The sequence below is a fragment of the Arthrobacter sp. TJ-240 genome (assembly GCF_058269195.1).
Window position 1 is genome coordinate 874,902 of sequence record NZ_JBZCNG010000001.1, and the last position, 17,903, is coordinate 892,804.

Below are 17,903 nucleotides of genomic sequence, written 5' to 3' on the forward strand. Positions count from 1 at the left end.
CTTCGAACCTGCGAACGGTCAGGAGTGGCGCCCCACGCCGGAGCCGACGGCGTCCTTCCCCGCCTCCAGGGGCGCGCCCCTGGTCTCCTTCACCAGGGTGACGCCGATGAAGGAGATGACGCAGAGGCCCATGATGTAGAGGCCGATGGACCCGGACCACCCCGTCTGCGCGAGCAGGGCCTCGGCGATCAGCGGGGCGAAGGCGCCGCCGAGGATCGCGCCGAGGGCGTAGCCGATGCCGATGCCGGAGTAGCGGACGTTGGCGGGGAACATCTCGGCGTACATCGCGGACATGGGGCCGTAGGACAGCCCGAGGCCGATGGTGAGGACGAAGATGGCGATGCCGTAGGCCCAGATGCTGCGGGTGTCGATCAGCATGAACATCGGGATCATCCAGACGAAGATGAGGGCGTAGCCGATCTGGAAGGTGCGCACGCGGCCGATGCGGTCGGACAGGATGCCGCCGTAGAGCGTGAAGATGAGCCAGCCGAAGGACGCCAGGAGCGTCGCGAGGAGCACGGGTGCGGCCGGCATGCCGAGGGCCCGCTGGGCGTAGGAGGAGAGGAACGCGATCACGAGGTAGCCGGCGGCGTTGTTGCCGATGAAGATGACCGCCGCGAGGACGACCTGCTTCTTGTTGGTCTTCAGGAGGTTGCGCAGGGGAGTGGCGGTGTCGCGCTTGCGCTCGATCATGCGCTTGAATACTGGGCTCTCGGCGACGGCGGCGCGGATGAAGTAGCCGACGACGATCAGCACCACGCTGAGCAGGAACGGGATGCGCCAGCCCCAGGCGAGGAAGTCCTCCGGGGACATGGAGCTGCGCAGCAGGAACAGCACGAGGGTGGCGAGGATCATGCCGACCGGGACGCCGATCTGCGGGTACGCGCCCCAGAAGCCGCGCTTGTCCACGGGGGCGTGTTCGACGGCCATGAGCGCCGCGCCGCCCCACTCGCCACCGGCGGAGAAGCCCTGCAGGATGCGCAGGAGCATGAGCAGGATCGGAGCCCAGATGCCGATCTGGGCGTAGGTGGGCAGGAGCCCGATCAGGGCGGTGGCGGATCCCATCAGGATCAGGGTGAACACCAGCATCTTCTTCCGGCCGACCTTGTCGCCGAGCCGACCGGCGATCACGGCGCCGAGGGGCCGGAAGAAGAAGCTGATGCCGATCGTGGCCCATGAGACGAGTTGGGCGAGGCCCGGGCTCTCACCCTCGAGTGGCCCGAAGTACAGTGCCGCGAAGACGATGCCGGCGGCCTGGGCGAAGATGAAGAAGTCGTACCACTCGATCGTGGTGCCGACCATCGTGCCGGCGAGGACCTTCCGGTCCGCGGCGCTCATGCCGTCCCGGGACTCGGCGTCCGGACGCTCTGACGCTAGTGCCATGAAAAACTCCCTTGTTTTTGCAGTGCGTGGCTACTCGTGTGCCCTACTCCCAGGGGGGGGACGCCGCAGTCCTCGCCGCCGGGCACAAAATCGTATACGAATGCTAGGCTGCGCGCGGGTGGAGGGTCAAGGGTTCCGGAGCCCTTCGTAGGTCCTTTTGGTCGTAGTGTTCCCACGATGCCTCGAATGTCCGTTGGATAACCCGCGACGATCCTCAGTAGTGTTTGGGCATGGCCACCTTCCTCAGAAACAGCCGCGCGGCAGCGCTTCCCGCCAAGCTCTCACGATCCTGGTTGCTGGCCTCTGCGGCTTCCGAGGACACGTTCATCCCCGCCCTCACGTCCGAGGCCGACTCCGTGGTGTTCGACATGGAGGACGCCGTCCCCGCGGCGGGCAAGTCCGAGGCACGTGAGCGCGTGGTCGAGGCCCTGTCCACCGGCATGACGGCGTGGGTGCGGGTCAACGGCATCGAGACGGAGTACTGGGCCGACGACCTCGCGGCCCTGTCCAAGGCGCCCGGTCTGCGCGGCGTCATGCTGGCCATGACGGAGAAACCCGAGCAGGTGACGCACACGGCCATGCGCCTGCAGGCAGGCACGCCCGTGCTCGCGCTGATCGAATCGGCGCTCGGCATCGAGAACGCGACGGCGATCGCCAGCGCGCCGGGCACGTTCCGGCTCGCGTTCGGTGTCGGCGATTTCCGGCGCGACACCGGAGCCTCGGATGATCCGATGGCGCTCGCCTATGCCCGTTCGAAGCTCGTGGTCGCTTCGCGCGTGGGGCAGCTTCCCGGCCCGATCGACGGTCCCACCGTCGGCGCCCTCGGCGATGAGCTGCTCGAGGCGTGCAAGGTCACGGCGTCCATGGGCATGACCGGCAAGCTGTGCCTCCTGACCGACGCCACCGACACCATCAACCGGGGCCTGTCGCCGAGCGAGTCGGAGATCAACTGGGCCGCCGAGCTCCTGCGCGAACACGCCGCCGGTGCCGTGGTGGGTGACGGCTCCTACCTGCCGCGGCTGGCGCGGGCGCAGAAGATCTCCTCGCTCGCGGATTCGTACGGACTCTGGAACGCCTAGTCCCCGCAGGCAGCGGGCTCAGTAGGCGAGGGCCCGCTGCTCGGCGCCGCTGATGCCCGACGTGCCACCGCAGTTGGTGCAGACCTGGAGACGGGTCTTCTTGAGGGTGATGAGCGGGATGAAGAACACCGAGAGCTTCGTCCTGCGCTGGATGACCTGCTGCGGTGCGTGCCGGCCGCAGTAGCGGCAGTCGGCGGATCGGGTGAACTGCAGGTGCTCACGCGTGGTGAGGCCGAAGAGGAAGAACATCCTGCCACCGTATCCAGTCCGGCCGCTGCCCGCGCCTCCCTCTGGCGTCCTCCGCCGGGCTTGCAATCCGGGGCCGGGAATGCCGTGCGGTACGCGGCGTCCGGGCGGCACCCGGACAACAGTCGGGAAAAATCCTGCATTCGTGCATCCAACCCGCCCTGCTTCCCGGTAATACAGGTGTCAGCAAAAAGCGCCCCGTCAGGGGACGACACAAAGGAGTTGTCATGCGAAGAAGCCTGTACACCGTCGGAGCCGTGCTGGTCGTAGGAGCGGCGGCTGTTGCCGCCCCGGCGACGGCCGCCGAGTCGTCCGATGCATCGCTGTCCGTGCTGCACGGAGTCCCCGACCTCACGGTCGACGTCTACGTCAACGGAGCCCTCACCCTCGACAATTTCACGCCGGGTACGCTCGCGGGTCCGCTCTCGCTGCCCGCCGGCGACTACCAGCTGGCCATCACCGCGGCGGACGCGACCGATGCGAGCGCTCCGGTGATCGGCCCCGTGGACGTCACCCTGGCCGCCGGTGGCAACTACACCGCCACGGCCAACCTCGACGCCGCGGGAACCCCGACGGCCAACTTCTACACCAATGACGTCTCCGCGGTCGAGGCCGGCAAGTCGCGCCTGACCGTGCGCCACGTGGCCGCCGCGCCGGCCGTCGACGTCCTCGCGGGCGGCACGCCGATCGTGCCGAACCTCAGCAACCCGGGCGAGGCGACGCTGACCACGGATCCCGGCACGGTCTCCGCGGCGGTCGCGGCGGCGGGTACCACCGAGCCCGTGATCGGCCCGGCGGACCTGACACTCGGCGAGGGCACCTCGACCATCGTCTACGCGTGGGGAAGCCTCGAGGCGGGCAACCTCGCGCTGGCCACCCAGGTCATCGAGGGCTTGCACTCGTCGCCGGGCGCCGTCCCGGGCGGACAGTCCGGCCTGGCCGCCGGGACGGACGACACCGGCGCGGCGGTCGGGATCGGCGCGGGCCTGCTCGCGCTGCTCGGCGGCGCGGTCGCCGTGAGCCGGAGGCGCGCAGCCCGGGCATGACGGAGCGCGGGGTGCGCGGACGCCGTCGGGCTCCGCGCACCCCGCCCTACCCGTCCCCGGAGCCGCGAGAACCAGGAACCAGGACGAACAAGTGCACCCACCCCGCCCAGTACGCCGCCCCGCAGCCCGCCTGACTGCGCTCACGATCGCGACCGCCGCCGTCATCAGCGGTTGCTCCCTGCCGTCGGCCGAGCCGGAAGCGCCCGTCGCGCCCATCCTCGCTCCCACCCCGCCTCCGCAGGGCGTACCGGGCACCCCGGATCCGGGGAACCGGGGGGATGCGGTTGCGGGCACCGGGATCCCCTCCGGAATCCCCTCCGCCATCCCCGTGCAGCCGGCGGACGCCGCCCTCCGGCCGGCACCACCTCCTCCCGTGTCCCTGGACGTCCCGGGTACCGACATCTCCGTCCGCGTGGTCGAGGTGGGGATCGCCGAGAACGACGCCATGGAGATCCCGGACAGCTTCTGGGAGGCGGGGTGGTACCGGTACGGCCCGGCGCCCGGCGCCGATGCGGGCAACGCCGTGATCGCCGCCCACGTGGACAGCCAGACGGAGGTGATGCCCTTCGCCCAGCTGAAGGAGGTGGACCCCGGTACCGTGATCACGGTGGGCCTCGCGGACGGCCGGACGCTTCAGTACAGCGTCGATGACGTCCGGAACGTCCCGAAGGCAACGCTCGACGGATCGGAGGTCTTCCGGCGCGATGGACCCCATCAGCTCAAGATCATCACGTGCGGAGGCCGATGGCTGCTGGACAAGGGCGACTACGAGGATAATGTTGTCCTCACAGCCTCACCGCTCTGAACGCACGGCCCGCGCGGTCGGCCTGCCCCGCATCCCCCGCCTCACGGGATCTTCCCGGCGGGGCGCGGAAGTGCAGGTGTGCCGCGTGGTCCTGGCGCGGTGCTGGGCCCGGCACCGCGGTGAAGGAGTAGGGCGTGACACCTCCGAGCACCGAGTGGACGAGACAACTCGACGCGGAGTTCTCTGCCGGCGACGAGGACGCCCTGACCGTCGCATACCGGCGTCTCGCGCCCCTCGTGTTCACGGTCGCGCTGCGGTCCATGGGTGATCGCGCGGTGGCCGCGGACATCACCCAGGACGTGTTCGTGCGGGCCTGGCGTTTCCGGGACAGCTTCGACCCCCAGTCGGGCACCGTTCCCGGCTGGGTCCTCGGGATCAGCAGGAACGTCATCCTGGACACGCTGGCGGCCAGGAGCAGGCAGAATCAGATGGTGGCCCGTTCCGGTGCGATCGCCGAACCGGAGAGCCCCAGGCAGCACGCGCGGGAGGTGGATGCTGTGACGGACCGGGTGGTCCTCGATGCGGAGCTCGACCTGCTGGGCGAACCCCAGCAGTCCATCCTTCGTCTCGCCTTCTACGAAGACCTCACACACCAGCAGATAGCACAACGGCTCGATCTGCCGCTGGGAACCGTCAAGAGTCACATCCGAAGGAGCCTCGCGCATCTGCGCAGTCGATTGGGGGCCTGGAATGCGACACCTTGATCCGGACAGCATCGGTATCGCTGCGCTGGACGAACCGCTGGACCAGTGGTCACGCGAGCACCTCGACGCGTGCAGCGCATGCGGCGACGAGGTCGCGGCCCTGCGGGAGGTCGTCGTCCTCGCCCGGTCCGGAGGCCCCGGGCGGCTCGAGCAGCCCGACCCGGCGGTCTGGGATGCCGTGGCGCGGGAGCTCGGCCTCGCGGGTACGACGACGACGGCCCGCCTGCATCCGGTCGTCACCGTTGAGCCCTCCGGCAGCCACGTCGCCCCTGCGCGGCAGGGCGCAGCAGCACCGGACCCGGCGCCCGGCGCGACCCCGTTGCGCCCCACACGCTCCGGGCGCAATCGGACCGTTCCCGCCTGGTGGCTGGCCGCGGCCGCCGTCGTCGGGATCGCCTTCGGGGGAGGCGTGCTGTGGGCCGCGCAGTCCCCGGACGGCAGGGAGCGCACCCTGGCGAGCACGGAGCTGGCTCCGCTGCCCGATTTCAGTGGGTCCGGGGAGGCCGTCCTCACCGAGACCGGCGAAGGCCTGCGGCGCCTCGACGTCACCGTCTCGGGTACCGCGCCCGCCGGCTTCCGCGAGGTGTGGCTCCTGGCACCGGATGCCACGCGGATGTACAGCATCGGGATCCTGGACGGCGACCACGGAACGTTCGACGTGCCCGATGTCATCGACCTGCGGCAGTTCCCCGTGGTCGATGTCTCCGACGAACCGCTGGACGGCAACCCGGAGCACTCGGGGGTCAGCGTGGTGCGGGGCTCCATCGACGCCTCGGCCACCTAGGCGGGCCGCTGCCCGGGCCCGAAGCATGACCCGGCAGGGCCTGCCAGGAGGTCAGGGACGGCGGAAGCGGTTCACCATCGGGCAGTCGAACGGGTCGCGGGCGGCGAGGCCCACACGGTTGAGGTAGGACACCACGGCGCCATACGACGCCGCGACGCCCACCTCGGTGTACGGCACGCGCAGGCGCTCGCAGTGCTCGCGGACGATCACGGCGGCGCGGCGCAGGTGCGGGCGGGGCATGTCCGGGAAGAGGTGGTGCTCGATCTGGAAGTTGAGCCCGCCGAACGCGTTGTTGACGAAGGATCCGCCGCGGATGTTGCGCGAGGTCAGCACCTGCTTCTGGAAGAAGTCGAGCGTGCTGTCCTTCGGCACCACGGGCATGCCCTTGTGGTTGGGCGCGAAGCTCGCCCCCATGTAGATTCCGAAGACGGCCAGCTGAACGCCGAGGAACGCGAACGCCATGCCCACGGGCAGGAACCAGAAGAGGACGCCGAGGTACGCGCCGAAGCGGGCGCCCAGCAGTGCGAGCTCGACCCATCGACCCTTGATGGTGCGGCGGGCGAAGAGTGTGCTGATCGAGCGGGCATGGAGGTTGATGCCCTCCATGGTGAGCAGCGGGAAGAAGAGGTAGCCCTGGCGGCGCGTGATCCAGGCCTGGACGCCCCTGGCCTTCGCCGCGTCCTCCTCGAGGAACGAGATGGTGTCCACCTCGATGTCCGGGTCCTTGCCGCGGGTGTTGGGGTCGTTGTGGTGGCGCGTGTGCTTGTCCATCCACCACGCGTAGCTGATGCCGACCACCCCGGCGGCGAGGATTCGTCCGGACCAGTCGTTGGCCCCGCGGGTCCTGAAGATCTGGCGGTGGGAGGCCTCGTGGGCGAGGAACGCGACCTGCGTGAGCACGACGCCGAGCACGGCGGCGACGAGGAGCTGGAACCAGGTGTCCCCGAGGAGCGCGAACCCGGTCCACGCCGCGCCCATCACGAGGACGAGGATCGCGAACACCGAGACGTAGAACCGGCGACGACGCGTCAGGAGGCCTTCCTTGCGGACCTGCTTCAGCAGCACGGAGTAGGAGGCGACGACGTCGTTCGGCCTGGAGATGCGGACGGTGCGCGGGGTGGCGGTAACGCTCATGGGGGTCCCTGGGGTCGCGGTCGGCTTCCCAGCCCGGGGGTGGGGTGCTAACCCGCAGATTTCCCCACTCTATGTCAGTACCCTGAGCAACAGCTGTGCAGAAGTAACAGTCAGGTCACGGAGCCGCGGTGGCCGGGGTGTAGTGTCCCGGCCATTCCTCGAGCGGGATGCGCGTGATGGCGCGGATAGTCCCGGCGGTTCCCCATTCGTTCCTGCCGAGCCGCGAGAGCGGCTTGAGGGCTCCGATCGCGGGGAGCGCGCCGTCGAGCACCTCGTCCGACACCACCGCGTGCACCACTTCCCCGAAGACCAGCGTGCAGTCGCCCATGTCCTGGATCCGGTGCAGCCTGCATTCGAGGGCGACGGGGGACTCGAGGACGCGCGGCGGGCGCACGGTCGCGCTCGGCTCCCGCGTGAGGCCGGCCGCGTCGAACTCGCTGACCTCCGGCGGGAAGGCGGTGCCGGTCGCGTTGACCGCCTCGAAGAGATGCTCCGGCGTGAAGGCGACCACGAACTCGCCCGTCGCCTCGATGTTGCGCACGGAATCCTTGCGGCCCACGGAGGTGAACTGGACGATCGGCGGGTTGACCGAGGCGATGGTGAAGAACGAGTGGGGCGCGAGGTTGTCGACGCCGTCCGCGGACGTCGACGAGATCCAAGCGATGGGACGCGGGACCACGACGGAGGTCAGGAACCTGTAGAACGCACGGCTGTTTGCGGGGTCGGGAACCACGTCCTTACGCACGGGTACCGCCCCCGTGCTGCGCCGAGAGCACATCGCGGAGGCTGACGGGTGGCCGCCCGGTGAGGCGCTCGACGTCGGGCGAGACCTCGGCCATCTCGCCCTGCGCGATGGCCGTGTAGGTGCTGACCCACGCCTCCACCTGCCATCGCGGTGCGCCGTGGTGGGCCCGCGACGCCATCGCCTCCTCGTGGGTCTGGTCCTCGAAGCGCACCGTCGCGGGGGTCACCTCGCTGATGGTGGCCGCCGCCTCGGCCAGGGTGAAGGCCTCCGGCCCGGTCAGGTGGTAGGTCCTCCCCACGTGCTCGTCCGGTGCCCGCAGGACGGCCGCGGCGGAGCGGGCGACGTCGGCCTGCGCGACGGCGGAGAGCCGGCCGTCACCCGCGGGGCCGCGGATGACGCCGTCCTCCGCGAGCGCCGGCACGAAGTCGAGGTAGAGGTTGTCGCGCAGGAACGTCCAGGCGAGGCCGGACCGGCGGATGTGCTCCTCGGTGTACCAGTGGTCGCGGCCGAGGAGGAACGCGGCCTCGGGTGCGGCGCCGAGGAACGAGGTGTAGACGATGTGCCGGACGCCCGCCGCCTGTGCGGCGTCGACGAACGTGCGGTGGCTCGCGAGGCGGTCCGGCGCCTCGGCGGCGGACACCATGAACAGGACGTCCACGCCGGCGAGGGCCTCCCGTGCCGCCCCGGCGTCCCCGTACGAGGCCTGCCGGACCACGGACTCGGGGAGGTGCTGCGCCCGGTCGATCGATCGCACCGGCAGGACGAGCGGCACCTCCTCGGCGGCGAGGATCCTGGCGACGCTGCCGCCCACGACGCCGGTCGACCCTGTGACTGCGATGCTGTGTTCCATGTCCGTGTCAGCCACGGGGGTGCGCAGATTATTTCCACCCCTCCAGGCGCAGCGTTCACCGGGCGTTGGCCCCGCCGTCGTCCCCGGGTCGCCCGGCGGGGCTAGGCTCCCTCGAATGGCTGGACGGTTCGTGGCGATCGGCGATTCCTTCACCGAGGGGGTCGGCGACTGGAACGCCCGCTTCCCGAACGGGGTGCGGGGATGGGCGGACCGCGTGGCGAAGCAGCTCGGCCGGCAGGACCCGGACTGGGAGTACGCCAACCTCGCCATCCGCAGCAAGCGTCTGCACCACGTCCGCGACGAACAGGTGGAACGGGCGCTGGCCCTCGAACCCACGCTCGTGAGCCTCTACGCCGGCGGCAACGACATCCTCGAACTGCGCACCGACATGGGAGCCCTCATGCGGGAGTACGAGAGGATCGTCGCTCGCCTCGCGGACGCCGGGGCGCAGCCCCTGCTCTTCACCGGCTTCGACATCCCGCTGAGCCCCGTCTTCGAGCCCATGAAGCGCCGCAACTGGCTGTTCAACGACCACGTGCGGCGCATCGCCCGCACCTACGACGCCGTCCTGGTGGACTACTGGTGCTTCGAGGAGTACTCGGACCCGGGGCTGTGGGACGCGGACCGGCTGCACATGTCGCCGGCCGGGCACCGGAACCTCGCCGCCCACGTGCTGCGCATCCTCGGCGTGGAGCATTCCCTGACACCCCGCCTGCCCGAGCGTGAAGGCTATGCGGGGTTCATGGCGGGGTTCCGCCGGGAGACGGCCTGGCTGGGGGAGTGGGTGGTCCCGATGTTCGGGCGGCGCCTGCGCAACATCACCCTCGGGGACGACCTGCAGCCTCGGTGGCCGGAGCCCGTCCGCCCGGCCGACGGCCTGAAGCGCCTGGCACGCGAACGCCTGGCGGCCTCGGCCTGATACCCGCCCGGCGGCTAGACTGGGCGCACCATGGACTCCATACGCAAGCTCCGCACCCCGATCGTCTGGCTCCTGATCGTCGCGATGGTCCTCTCCGTCGGCGCCGGGTTCTTCTCCGTCGTCTTCTGACCGCACAGGGCCGCCCCTGCCGCCCCTAGACGGCTTCGCCGCGCCACGCCACCCTTTCCCGATCCGCCCCGGCGGAGCGCCCGGGCTTTCCCGCGCCCGGGGTAATAAGTAGGCTTAGCTTTACCGGCGCCGCCGATCATCCACCCGTGTGTCCGCTGCGGCTGCGAGCCGCAGCGGACACACCCTCTGTACAGGGAGAACACGCATGACCTCCGAGAGCGCAGCAGGATCGACCGACCAGTACACCTTCCAGAACCCCGTGACCAGGTTCGAGAGCATCACGCCGCCGACCGACCAGATCGAGGAGCACGGGCTCGAAGCGGACATGGAGGTCCAGGCCGACCGCGGCGAGACCTCCTATCGTGGGACGGGCCGGCTCACGGGCCGCAAGGCGCTCGTCACCGGTGCGGATTCCGGCATCGGTGCAGCCGTCGCCATCGCCTTCGCGCGGGAGGGCGCCGACGTCGCCATCTCCTATCTCCCCGAGGAGGAGGAGGACGCCCAGGTGGTTAGGAAGCTCATCGAGGCCGAGGGCCGGACCGCCGCCTGCCTGCCGGGCGATCTCAGGGACCCCGCGTACTGCATCTCGCTCGTGCAGCAGTCCGTGGATGCCCTGGGCGGCCTGGACATCCTCGTCAACAACGCCGGCAAGCAGCAGGCCGTGGAAGCGTTCGAGGACCTGACCGACGAGCAGCTCGACGACACCTACAAGACGAACATCTACTCGTTCTTCCGCGTGACGAAGGAGGCGCTCAAGCACCTCCAGCCCGGATCGGCCGTCATCAACACCACGTCCATCCAGGCGTACCAGCCGTCGCCCACCCTCGTGGACTATGCGAGCACCAAGGCCGCGATCAACAACTTCACCAAGGGCCTCGCGCAGCAGCTCGCACCCAAGGGGATCCGCGTCAACGCCGTGGCGCCGGGTCCCATCTGGACCCCGCTGCAGCCCTCGGGCGGCCAGCCCGCTGAGGACCTGCCGGAGTTCGGCAAGGACACCCCGCTGGGCCGCGCCGGCCAGCCCACCGAGCTGGCCCCCGCGTACGTGTTCCTGGCGTCCTCGGAGTCGAGCTACGTGCTCGGCGAGACCCTCAACGTCAACGGCGGGATGCCCTCGCCCTGAGCCGCAGTAGTGCCCGACACCACGACAGCCCCGGACTCCTGCGAGTCCGGGGCTGTCGTGTCCTGCGGGTCTGCTGCTGCCCGGTGTTCCTGACCGGCGCCCTTACCCGGCGCTGTCGAGGGCGTCGAAGTCCGTGCGGTCGATCTTCCGGTGGTAGCGCATGCCGGCGAGTCCGCCGAGGATCGCGCCGAGGAGTGCCACGGCGGCCACCACGAGGAGGCCGATCAGGCCGGGTCCCGTGAGGTCCTGGGCGGACGGCACGCCGAGCCCCTGGAAGCGCTCGGTGACGTTGGCCTGGTTGCCGACGATGACGCCGACGATGGTCAGCACGACGGCGATGATGAGGGCCCAGAGCCAGACCGCCACGCCCTGCTTGACGCCGCTGAAGCGGGCCATCCGCCCGGCGACGTACCCGCCGGCGAAGTAGGAGACCAGCAGGATCACGCCGAGGAGGACGGCAGCCGTGATGCCCGTGGTCTGCGCCTCTCCCGAGCCACTCGCCACGTCCGCCACCGACAGATTGGCTCCGGCGCCGAAGAGTGCGGCCAGCGCGCCGACGAGTGCGGAGAGGAGCACGAACAACCCGGTGGCGGTAAGCCAGCCGAAGAACGCCGATCCGAACTTCATGCCCCCGAAGTGTTCCTTCTCGCGCTGGTGGAGGACTTTGCGGTCCTCCAGGCTGGGGACACCCGTACCCGCGACGGCTGCGCGCGGCACGTCGCGGCCCCGGGCCTCGTCGCGGGACCCGGTGTGTGGCTTGCTGGCGGTCACGGGGACCACCTTCGTGTGTTCCTGTGTCCTTGGTTCGGGATCGCGCGTGGGCGAGGCGTCCCTGGACGCGGAGATCGGAGCCTGCGCCTGCTGGCGCGTCGGGGTGTCCGACGTGTCCGAGTACATGCCGGGCACATAGTCACCGCTGGTGTCGTCGTCGGCGGAGTAGCCGCCCGGCACGTAGTCGCCCTGGCCGCCGCCGGTGCTCGTGGCGCCGGTGGGCGTGCTCCCGGCCGCGCCGGTGTCGGCGTGTCCCACGCTGCTCGCCCCGGTGCCCGAGCGGCCGGTGTCCATCGATTCGGTGGGATCGGCGCCATCGCCCGCTTTCCTGCCGTCGCCGTCGTTGTTCCCTGTTGCCGAGGTGCTCATCGGTCCTCCTGGTGTTCCGGGCCCGCAGGCTCGCTAAGGTGGCTTACTATTCCCTCCAGTATTCCACGCGGGGCCGCGCCGGGCGTGCCCCGGGACACGCGTCGTGTGGCGGAATGCGAGACTGGGGCCATGGAGCTACAGGTGTTCATGACAGTGGTGTGCGGTGCGCTCATCGCCGTCGGTATCGCAGGAGTGGTGGTCCCGGTGCTGCCGGGAAGCGTCCTGATCATCGTGTCGTTGCTCGTCTGGGCGCTCACCGTGACCAGCGCGGAGGGGTGGGTGGTCTTCGCGCTCGGCACCACCCTCGCCGGCGCGGGCCTCGCTTCCGGACTGGTCCTCACGGGACGCACGCTGAAGCAGCGAAGCATCCCGGGCCGGTCCGTGACCATCGGTGTGCTCGCCGGGATCGCCGGGATGTTCCTGATCCCCGTCGTCGGCCTGTTCGTCGGCTTCGCGCTCGGCCTGTTCGCGAGCGAGTACGTACGGCAGCGGGAGGCCCGAGCCGCGCTGACCTCGAGCCTGCACGCCCTGAAGGCGACGGGTCTCGGGATCCTCGCGGAGCTGGCGCTGGCGTGCCTCGCAGGCACCACCTGGGTCATCGGCGTCTGGGTCTACTTCGCGACGCCCTGAGCCGTTGCGGAGCCCTAGGACTTGCCCGCGATGGACAGGGCCGCCACGATCAGCGCGAGGTGGCTCAGCCCCTGCGGGACGTTGCCCATGAACGAGTTGTCCGACGGCTCGATCATCTCGGACATGATGCCGACGTCGTTCGCGAGGGGCAGCAGCTCCTCCATGAGGTCGACGGCCTCGTCGCGGCGGCCCACGGACACGAGCGCCGCCACCATCCAGTAGGCACAGGCCACGAAGGTGGCCTCCTCCTCCTGCATGCCGCTGTAGCGGTAGAGGAGAGGACCGGCGCCGAGCTCCTCGCGCAGGGCATCGATGGTCGAGGACATGCGAGGCCCGGTGTCGAACCCGCTCATCGCATGCAGCAGGATCGAGGCGTCCAGTTCTGTGGAGCCCGGGTACCAGATGTAGCTCCGGCGCTCCTCGGACCAGCCGTGCTCGTGCACCCAGTCGCGGATGCGGTCCCGCTCGGCGGCCCATCGCTCCACCGGCCCCTGCAGCTGTCCGCGCTCGGCGAGCAGGACGGCGCAGCGGAGCGCGTTCCAGCACCCGAGCTTCGACGTGACGTAGTGGCGTTCCTCGGGCAGCTCCCACATGCCGGCGTCGCGCCGCCGCCAGATGTCGCACGTCAGGTCCGCGAGGTCGGCGAGCTGCCGCATGGTCGCAGGGTCCAGCACGTGGCCGGCCTGCACGTACTGCCAGACGATGTCGAACACGTCGCCGAAAACACCCAGCTGGAGCTGGCCCGCCGCAGGATTCCCGTCCACCACGGGCCCGATGTTGCGCCAGCCGGTGAGCTCGGGACGGGATGTCCCTTCGGGGGTCCCGCCGTTCAGCCGGGTGAACACCTCGAGGTCCGACCCCTGGGTCCGCAGGTTCTTGAGCATCCACGACACCGCGGCGTGGACTTCCTCGCGGAGCCCTGCCCGCGTGAGGGAGTGCAGCGTGTACGCGGTGTCCCGCACCCATGCATAGCGGTAGTCCCAGTTCTTGCCGCCCGCGACGCTCTCCGGGAGGGAGGTCGTGGCGGCCGCCGCGATCGATCCGGACGGGCTGTGCAGCAGCAGCTTCAGCGTGAGCGCGCTGCGCAGGACGGCGTGGCGGTAGTCGCCGTCGTAGGCGAACTCGTCGGACCACGACTGCCAGTTGCGGATGGTGCGGTCCACGCCGTCGTCGATGGTCCGGGGGTCCTGCAGGGGGAGCGGCTCGCCGTGCGTCGAGATGACGGCCACGAGGTGGCGGGACCCCGCCGACGTGGTGAACGCGCCGTCAACCGACTGTCCCTGCGGCGGGATCGGTCCATGATTGAGCCCGCGGATGCCGAGCCCGACGGCGTCGATCCGCAGCACCGGGTCATCCGGCCCGTTGTCGAGCCACGGCGATGCGGAACCGAAGCACGTGCCGGGCATGATCGACCACGCCATGTCCACGGATCCGGTGAGGCCGTCGACACGGCGGGCGAGTTCCCCCCACGGCAGCCTCCCTGCGACGCCCGTGTTGAGGGAATCCGTCACGCGGACACTGCCGGAGGCCGTGGTGTACGTCGTCTCGAGCACGTTCGTGCCGTCCACGTAGCGCCGCTCCACGGAGAACCCGTCGGTAGGAGCGAGGGACATGAAGCCCTCGTCCACATCCAGCAGCCGCGCGAAGGCCGGCGTCGAGTCGAGGTCCGGCGTCGGGTACCAGTCGATGGAACCGTCGAGCGCCACCAGGGCGACGGTCCGGCCGTCACCGATCGCAGCGTAGGAACGGATGTCGGCGAAGCCGTCCTCGTCCCTGAACTCGGTGGTCATCGGGCCCTGTCCCCGGTGCCGGGGTCTGCTACCTGCCGTACTTGCTGTTGTAGTGGGTCTTGTTGGCGCGGGGCGGCTGCCCGGAACGGTTCCTGTTCATCAGACGGGCTGCGATGACAGGGACCAAAGCCCAGAGGATCTTCTTCAGCATGATGCGTCCTTACGGTCGGGCCGGCGGCAGTCACTGCCGGACATATTCATCATCCTACTTACTGTTCCTGGCCGTCCCGTCCCTCGCGGACGAAGGCCCTCAGCGCGCGCAGCTGCGTCGTCCGTGCTATCGGGTTGAGGTACATCATGTGGCCGGCCTCGTGGTAGTGGTGCGTGAAGCGGGCACGGGCGGCGTCGTCGAGGTCCATGTGGGCCCATACGTACTCGGCCGCGAAGTGGGGTGTGGCGCCGTCGTGGTAGCCGTAGTCGACGTGCACGCGGAGGGCGGGGTTGTGGACGAGGAGCCGCTCGAGGACTCCCGAGACGTCCACGGGCGCACCCTCGAAGGTGCGGTAGCTCCATGGCTGCACGCGGGCGGTGAGGATCTCGTAGGGGAGATCGTTCTCGTACCCGAGCTCGGCGCGGACATAGTGGTTCATGGCTGCGGAGTACGGTCCCGTGATGGCCCTGATGCTCGGATCGTCGGTGGAGTCCGAGGACTGCAGGTGCTCGGGCCGTGCGGCGAACCGCCCGTCGATGCGCCCGACGGCGAGTCCTTCCGCGCGCAGGAGCTCCGCGGCGAACTCGTGGTACGCCCAGCGGAGATCGGTGCGGCGGATGAATGCCTCGTCCAGTGTGGTGATGGCGTGCAGCCGCGCGACGGCGTCCGCCCGCTCCCGGGGAGTCAGCCGGTTGCCCTGCGTCAGGGCGTAACCGAAGTCCCGCGCCGCGTACTCCTCCGCCTCGCGGACCACCTCGGCGAGCTCCCGGTCACCGTGGCGGCCGTGGTAGTGCGCGATCGCCGCGTAGGTGGGCAGGTGCAGGGCGTAGGGGAGATCGCTGCCGGGGAAGAAGCGAAGGGTGGACATGTTGAGGACCGTCGAGATGAGCCCGAGCCCGTTGACCGCCATCCCGTACGCGTCGAAAAGGCGCCCGGCCACCGCGACGGCGCGTAGCGTCCCGTAGGACTCCCCGACGATGTACTTGGGGGAGAGCCAGCGGTTGTTGCGCGTTGTCCAGAGGCGGATGACCTCCGCCACCAGGTCCCTGTCCTGGACGAAGGCGTGGAACTCGTCGGTCTTCTCGCCCTCCACCACACGGGAGTACCCGGTGCTGACGGGATCGATCATCACCAGGTCGCTGGACTCGAGCAGCGACTCGGGGTTGTCGACGAGCCCGAACGGTGCGGTGGTCATGGCCCCCACGTCACCGGAATCGACGAGGCGGGGGCCGAGAAGCCCCAGGTGCAGCCACACCGAGGCCGACCCCGGGCCGCCGTTGAAGGCGAAGGTCACGGGACGGCCCGGCTCGGCGTCCTGCTTCGTGTAGGCGACGATGAAGATCTCGGCCTTCGGCTTGAAGCCGTCGGACCTGCCGTCCTTCGTCTCCTCGCGCCGGAGGACCAGCCGCCCGGTGGTGGTCGTGTACTCCAGGCCGGACGGGGAGGTGTGGTGACGGACGGCGAAGTCGTCCGACGCGTCCTTCACCGGGTCCTTCCCGGCGTCCTTCGGGGCATCCTCGGGCGTGTCCTTCATCTCATCGGCCATGGCACGAGACTACCGGCGGTTCACCGGGGCAACGGCTTACGTATCGGCGGGTGTCGCTGCTTCCCGGCGGTCCGACGGCGCCACGCCCACGGCGCCCGTATCCCGGTCCCACACGCGGTTCTGCTGGGGCCGTGCGAAGAACAGGGCTGCGGCGAAGCCGATGACGATGACGATCGCGGGCAGGTAGAGCGACTGGCCCATCGACAGGGCGTACCCGGCCTTCGCCTCGTCCGGCAGGGCTGCGGACGGGGTGGCGCTCATCCCGCCGCCATCGAGGTTGGCCGTCAGGCGTGACTGCATCATGGCCGCGATGGCGGCGCTGCCGAGGACCGCGCCCATCTGGCGCGTGGTGTTGTAGACGCCGGAGCCTGCCCCGGCGAGCGACGGGGCGAGGTTGCGGGTAGCCGTCAGCGACACCGGTGCCCAGATGCCGGCGCTGGAGAGGCCGAGCAGCGAGACCGGCAGCAGGAGCTGCCAGATCGGGACGTCGGGGGTGAGGATGGAGCCCAGCCAGAACAGGGACACCGACAGGCCGGCGAACCCGGCGATCGCGATGTACTTCGGGTTGCTGCGCTGCACGTACCTGCCGACGAACGGAGCGAGGACGCCAGAGATGACGGCCATGGGGGTCAGCAGGAGCGCGGCCTGGGTCGGTGAGAGCCCGCGGACGGTCTGCGCGTAGAGCATCAGAGGCAGCGTCATGGTGGTGATCGCGAAGCCCATGGCGGTGATCGAGATGTTGGCGAGCGAGAAGTTGCGGTCGCGGAAGAGCTTCAGCGGCACCAGCGGCTCACCGCGGTTGACCTTCTGCCACACCACGAAGGCCACGAGCAGCACGAGGCCGGTGATGATCAGCGACCACACGGACAGGGGCCCGGCGATGATGCCCCAGTCGTAGCTCTCAGCCTCCTGGATGCCGAACACCAGGCAGAACAGGCCGGCCGCGCTGAGGAACACGCCGAGCATGTCGAAGCGGTGCGACGTCGTCGGCAGGGTGGGGACGAGGCGGGAGGCGAGGATGAACCCCACGACGCCGACCGGCACGTTGATGAAGAAGATCCACTCCCACCCGGCGGTGTCGACGAGCACGCCGCCGAGGACCGGTCCCACGAGGGTGGCGATGCCGGCGACGGATCCCCACAGGCCCATCGCGGCGCCGCGGCGCTCGGGCGGGAAGATGCGGGTGATGACGGACATGGTCTGCGGCGTCATGAGCGCGGCGCCCAGGCCCTGCAGGACGCGGGCGACGATGAGCGCCTCCACCGTGCCGGACAGGCCGCACCAGGCGCTGGAGAGGGTGAAGACCACGAGGCCGACCAGGTAGACGCGCTTCGGCCCGAACCGGTCGCCGAGCCGCCCTGCCACGAGCAGCGGCACGGCGTAGGCCAGCAGATACGCACTGGTCACCCAGATCACGCTGTCGATGCCGGCCCCGAGGCCCTCCATGATGGCGGGGGTGGCGACCGAGACGATCGTCGAATCGACGAGGATCATGAAGAAGCCGATGACGAGCGACCACAGCGCCGGCCAGGGCCTCACGTCGTCGTTCCGGGGCAGGGCAGCGGCTGCCTTGGAGGGGTCGGTGGACATGGGGAAAGACTACGCCGGGCTCCTGACGCTCCCGGTCCGGAGGTCCGCACCGGATCGCTTTGGGCCAAGCGGGCTCCCGCAGGTACAGTGTTGGTGTTCGGAAGTGGTG

The 17,903-nt window shown here is 69.9% G+C and carries 18 protein-coding genes; 8 read left to right on the forward strand and 10 right to left on the reverse strand.

All coding sequences use genetic code 11. The features are described from left to right. Positions 1–18: 18 nt before the first annotated feature. The gene (locus tag AC4D2C_RS04275; protein WP_490912864.1) at positions 19–1,383 is read right to left on the reverse strand and encodes an MFS transporter; all 1,365 of its coding nucleotides are present in this window, start codon (positions 1,381–1,383) and stop codon (positions 19–21) included. 230 nt (positions 1,384–1,613) lie between these two features. Here AC4D2C_RS04275 and AC4D2C_RS04280 point away from each other — a divergent pair, with 230 nt between their 5' ends. Then, positions 1,614–2,462: an HpcH/HpaI aldolase/citrate lyase family protein gene (locus AC4D2C_RS04280; RefSeq protein WP_490908417.1), complete on the forward strand. Its 849-nt coding sequence runs from the start codon at positions 1,614–1,616 to the stop codon at positions 2,460–2,462. An 18-nt stretch (positions 2,463–2,480) separates the two neighbouring features. Here the strand turns inward: AC4D2C_RS04280 and AC4D2C_RS04285 are convergent, their stop codons facing one another. Beyond that, a complete protein-coding gene (locus tag AC4D2C_RS04285; protein ID WP_490908416.1) occupies positions 2,481–2,711 on the reverse strand; it encodes a zinc-ribbon domain-containing protein in 231 nt (76 codons plus the stop codon). A 224-nt stretch (positions 2,712–2,935) separates the two neighbouring features. Here AC4D2C_RS04285 and AC4D2C_RS04290 point away from each other — a divergent pair, with 224 nt between their 5' ends. From AC4D2C_RS04290 to AC4D2C_RS04305, 4 genes are all read left to right on the forward strand, one after another. Beyond that, entirely contained in the window at positions 2,936–3,754 is an 819-nt protein-coding gene (locus AC4D2C_RS04290; protein WP_490912865.1) for a DUF4397 domain-containing protein, read from the forward strand. A 91-nt stretch (positions 3,755–3,845) separates the two neighbouring features. Continuing rightward, positions 3,846–4,559, forward strand: coding sequence for a class F sortase (locus AC4D2C_RS04295; protein WP_490912866.1), 714 nt, complete (start codon positions 3,846–3,848; stop codon positions 4,557–4,559). A gap of 134 nt (positions 4,560–4,693) precedes the next feature. Beyond that, positions 4,694–5,263, forward strand: coding sequence for an RNA polymerase sigma factor (locus AC4D2C_RS04300; protein WP_490912867.1), 570 nt, complete (start codon positions 4,694–4,696; stop codon positions 5,261–5,263). Then, positions 5,250–6,047, forward strand: coding sequence for an anti-sigma factor (locus AC4D2C_RS04305; protein WP_490912869.1), 798 nt, complete (start codon positions 5,250–5,252; stop codon positions 6,045–6,047). The genes AC4D2C_RS04300 and AC4D2C_RS04305 overlap by 14 nt, the downstream gene beginning before the upstream one ends. Before the next feature lie 51 nt (positions 6,048–6,098). Here the strand turns inward: AC4D2C_RS04305 and AC4D2C_RS04310 are convergent, their stop codons facing one another. The 3 genes from AC4D2C_RS04310 to AC4D2C_RS04320 all read right to left on the reverse strand — a co-directional run bounded on the left by AC4D2C_RS04310 (position 6,099) and on the right by AC4D2C_RS04320 (position 8,791). Continuing rightward, positions 6,099–7,181 (reverse strand): fatty acid desaturase family protein, encoded by a 1,083-nt coding sequence (locus AC4D2C_RS04310; protein WP_490912871.1) that lies wholly within the window; start codon positions 7,179–7,181, stop codon positions 6,099–6,101. Positions 7,182–7,296: 115 nt separating this feature from the next. Further along, entirely contained in the window at positions 7,297–7,914 is a 618-nt protein-coding gene (locus AC4D2C_RS04315; RefSeq protein ID WP_490912872.1) for a flavin reductase family protein, read from the reverse strand. A 4-nt stretch (positions 7,915–7,918) separates the two neighbouring features. Next, positions 7,919–8,791, reverse strand: a complete 873-nt coding sequence (locus AC4D2C_RS04320; protein WP_490912874.1) for an SDR family oxidoreductase — start codon at positions 8,789–8,791, stop codon at positions 7,919–7,921. Between the two features lie 100 nt (positions 8,792–8,891). On the opposite strand from AC4D2C_RS04320, the gene AC4D2C_RS04325 reads away from it, so the two are divergent. Both AC4D2C_RS04325 and AC4D2C_RS04330 read left to right on the forward strand, forming a co-directional pair. Beyond that, a complete protein-coding gene (locus AC4D2C_RS04325; RefSeq protein ID WP_490912876.1) occupies positions 8,892–9,695 on the forward strand; it encodes an SGNH/GDSL hydrolase family protein in 804 nt (267 codons plus the stop codon). A 334-nt stretch (positions 9,696–10,029) separates the two neighbouring features. Further along, positions 10,030–10,947 carry an SDR family oxidoreductase gene (locus AC4D2C_RS04330; protein WP_490912878.1) on the forward strand — a complete coding sequence of 306 codons (918 nt, stop codon included), beginning with the start codon at positions 10,030–10,032 and terminating at the stop codon, positions 10,945–10,947. Between the two features lie 102 nt (positions 10,948–11,049). On the opposite strand, the gene AC4D2C_RS04335 is transcribed toward AC4D2C_RS04330, so the two are convergent. After that, positions 11,050–12,087: a YrzE family protein gene (locus AC4D2C_RS04335; protein ID WP_490912880.1), complete on the reverse strand. Its 1,038-nt coding sequence runs from the start codon at positions 12,085–12,087 to the stop codon at positions 11,050–11,052. Positions 12,088–12,216: 129 nt separating this feature from the next. On the opposite strand from AC4D2C_RS04335, the gene AC4D2C_RS04340 reads away from it, so the two are divergent. After that, a complete protein-coding gene (locus AC4D2C_RS04340; RefSeq protein ID WP_490912882.1) occupies positions 12,217–12,717 on the forward strand; it encodes a DUF456 domain-containing protein in 501 nt (166 codons plus the stop codon). A gap of 14 nt (positions 12,718–12,731) precedes the next feature. Here AC4D2C_RS04340 and AC4D2C_RS04345 read toward each other — a convergent pair whose 3' ends face one another. The 4 genes from AC4D2C_RS04345 to AC4D2C_RS04360 are packed head-to-tail and all read right to left on the reverse strand — an operon-like array spanning position 12,732 to position 17,794. Continuing rightward, a complete protein-coding gene (locus AC4D2C_RS04345) occupies positions 12,732–14,507 on the reverse strand; it encodes a glycoside hydrolase family 15 protein (RefSeq protein WP_490912884.1) in 1,776 nt (591 codons plus the stop codon). A 28-nt stretch (positions 14,508–14,535) separates the two neighbouring features. Next, the gene (locus AC4D2C_RS04350) at positions 14,536–14,658 is read right to left on the reverse strand and encodes a hypothetical protein (protein ID WP_490908403.1); all 123 of its coding nucleotides are present in this window, start codon (positions 14,656–14,658) and stop codon (positions 14,536–14,538) included. Positions 14,659–14,716: 58 nt separating this feature from the next. Next, a complete protein-coding gene (locus AC4D2C_RS04355; protein ID WP_490912886.1) occupies positions 14,717–16,204 on the reverse strand; it encodes a S10 family peptidase in 1,488 nt (495 codons plus the stop codon). 36 nt (positions 16,205–16,240) lie between these two features. Beyond that, positions 16,241–17,794, reverse strand: a complete 1,554-nt coding sequence (locus AC4D2C_RS04360; protein WP_490912888.1) for a DHA2 family efflux MFS transporter permease subunit — start codon at positions 17,792–17,794, stop codon at positions 16,241–16,243. Positions 17,795–17,903: the final 109 nt, after the last annotated feature.

Bases quoted from the DNA above. Each gene is read 5' to 3' on its own strand.
- AC4D2C_RS04285 (WP_490908416.1), bottom strand. From the start codon at position 2,711: ATGTTCTTCCTCTTCGGCCTCACCACGCGTGAGCACCTGCAGTTCACC.
- AC4D2C_RS04335 (WP_490912880.1), bottom strand. From the start codon at position 12,087: ATGAGCACCTCGGCAACAGGGAACAACGACGGCGACGGCAGGAAAGCG.
- AC4D2C_RS04310 (WP_490912871.1), bottom strand. From the start codon at position 7,181: ATGAGCGTTACCGCCACCCCGCGCACCGTCCGCATCTCCAGGCCGAAC.
- AC4D2C_RS04280 (WP_490908417.1), top strand. From the start codon at position 1,614: ATGGCCACCTTCCTCAGAAACAGCCGCGCGGCAGCGCTTCCCGCCAAG.
- AC4D2C_RS04290 (WP_490912865.1), top strand. From the start codon at position 2,936: ATGCGAAGAAGCCTGTACACCGTCGGAGCCGTGCTGGTCGTAGGAGCG.
- AC4D2C_RS04355 (WP_490912886.1), bottom strand. From the start codon at position 16,204: ATGGCCGATGAGATGAAGGACACGCCCGAGGATGCCCCGAAGGACGCC.
- AC4D2C_RS04360 (WP_490912888.1), bottom strand. From the start codon at position 17,794: ATGTCCACCGACCCCTCCAAGGCAGCCGCTGCCCTGCCCCGGAACGAC.
- AC4D2C_RS04305 (WP_490912869.1), top strand. From the start codon at position 5,250: ATGCGACACCTTGATCCGGACAGCATCGGTATCGCTGCGCTGGACGAA.
- AC4D2C_RS04350 (WP_490908403.1), bottom strand. From the start codon at position 14,658: ATGCTGAAGAAGATCCTCTGGGCTTTGGTCCCTGTCATCGCAGCCCGT.
- AC4D2C_RS04275 (WP_490912864.1), bottom strand. From the start codon at position 1,383: ATGGCACTAGCGTCAGAGCGTCCGGACGCCGAGTCCCGGGACGGCATG.
- AC4D2C_RS04345 (WP_490912884.1), bottom strand. From the start codon at position 14,507: ATGACCACCGAGTTCAGGGACGAGGACGGCTTCGCCGACATCCGTTCC.
- AC4D2C_RS04330 (WP_490912878.1), top strand. From the start codon at position 10,030: ATGACCTCCGAGAGCGCAGCAGGATCGACCGACCAGTACACCTTCCAG.
- AC4D2C_RS04325 (WP_490912876.1), top strand. From the start codon at position 8,892: ATGGCTGGACGGTTCGTGGCGATCGGCGATTCCTTCACCGAGGGGGTC.
- AC4D2C_RS04340 (WP_490912882.1), top strand. From the start codon at position 12,217: ATGGAGCTACAGGTGTTCATGACAGTGGTGTGCGGTGCGCTCATCGCC.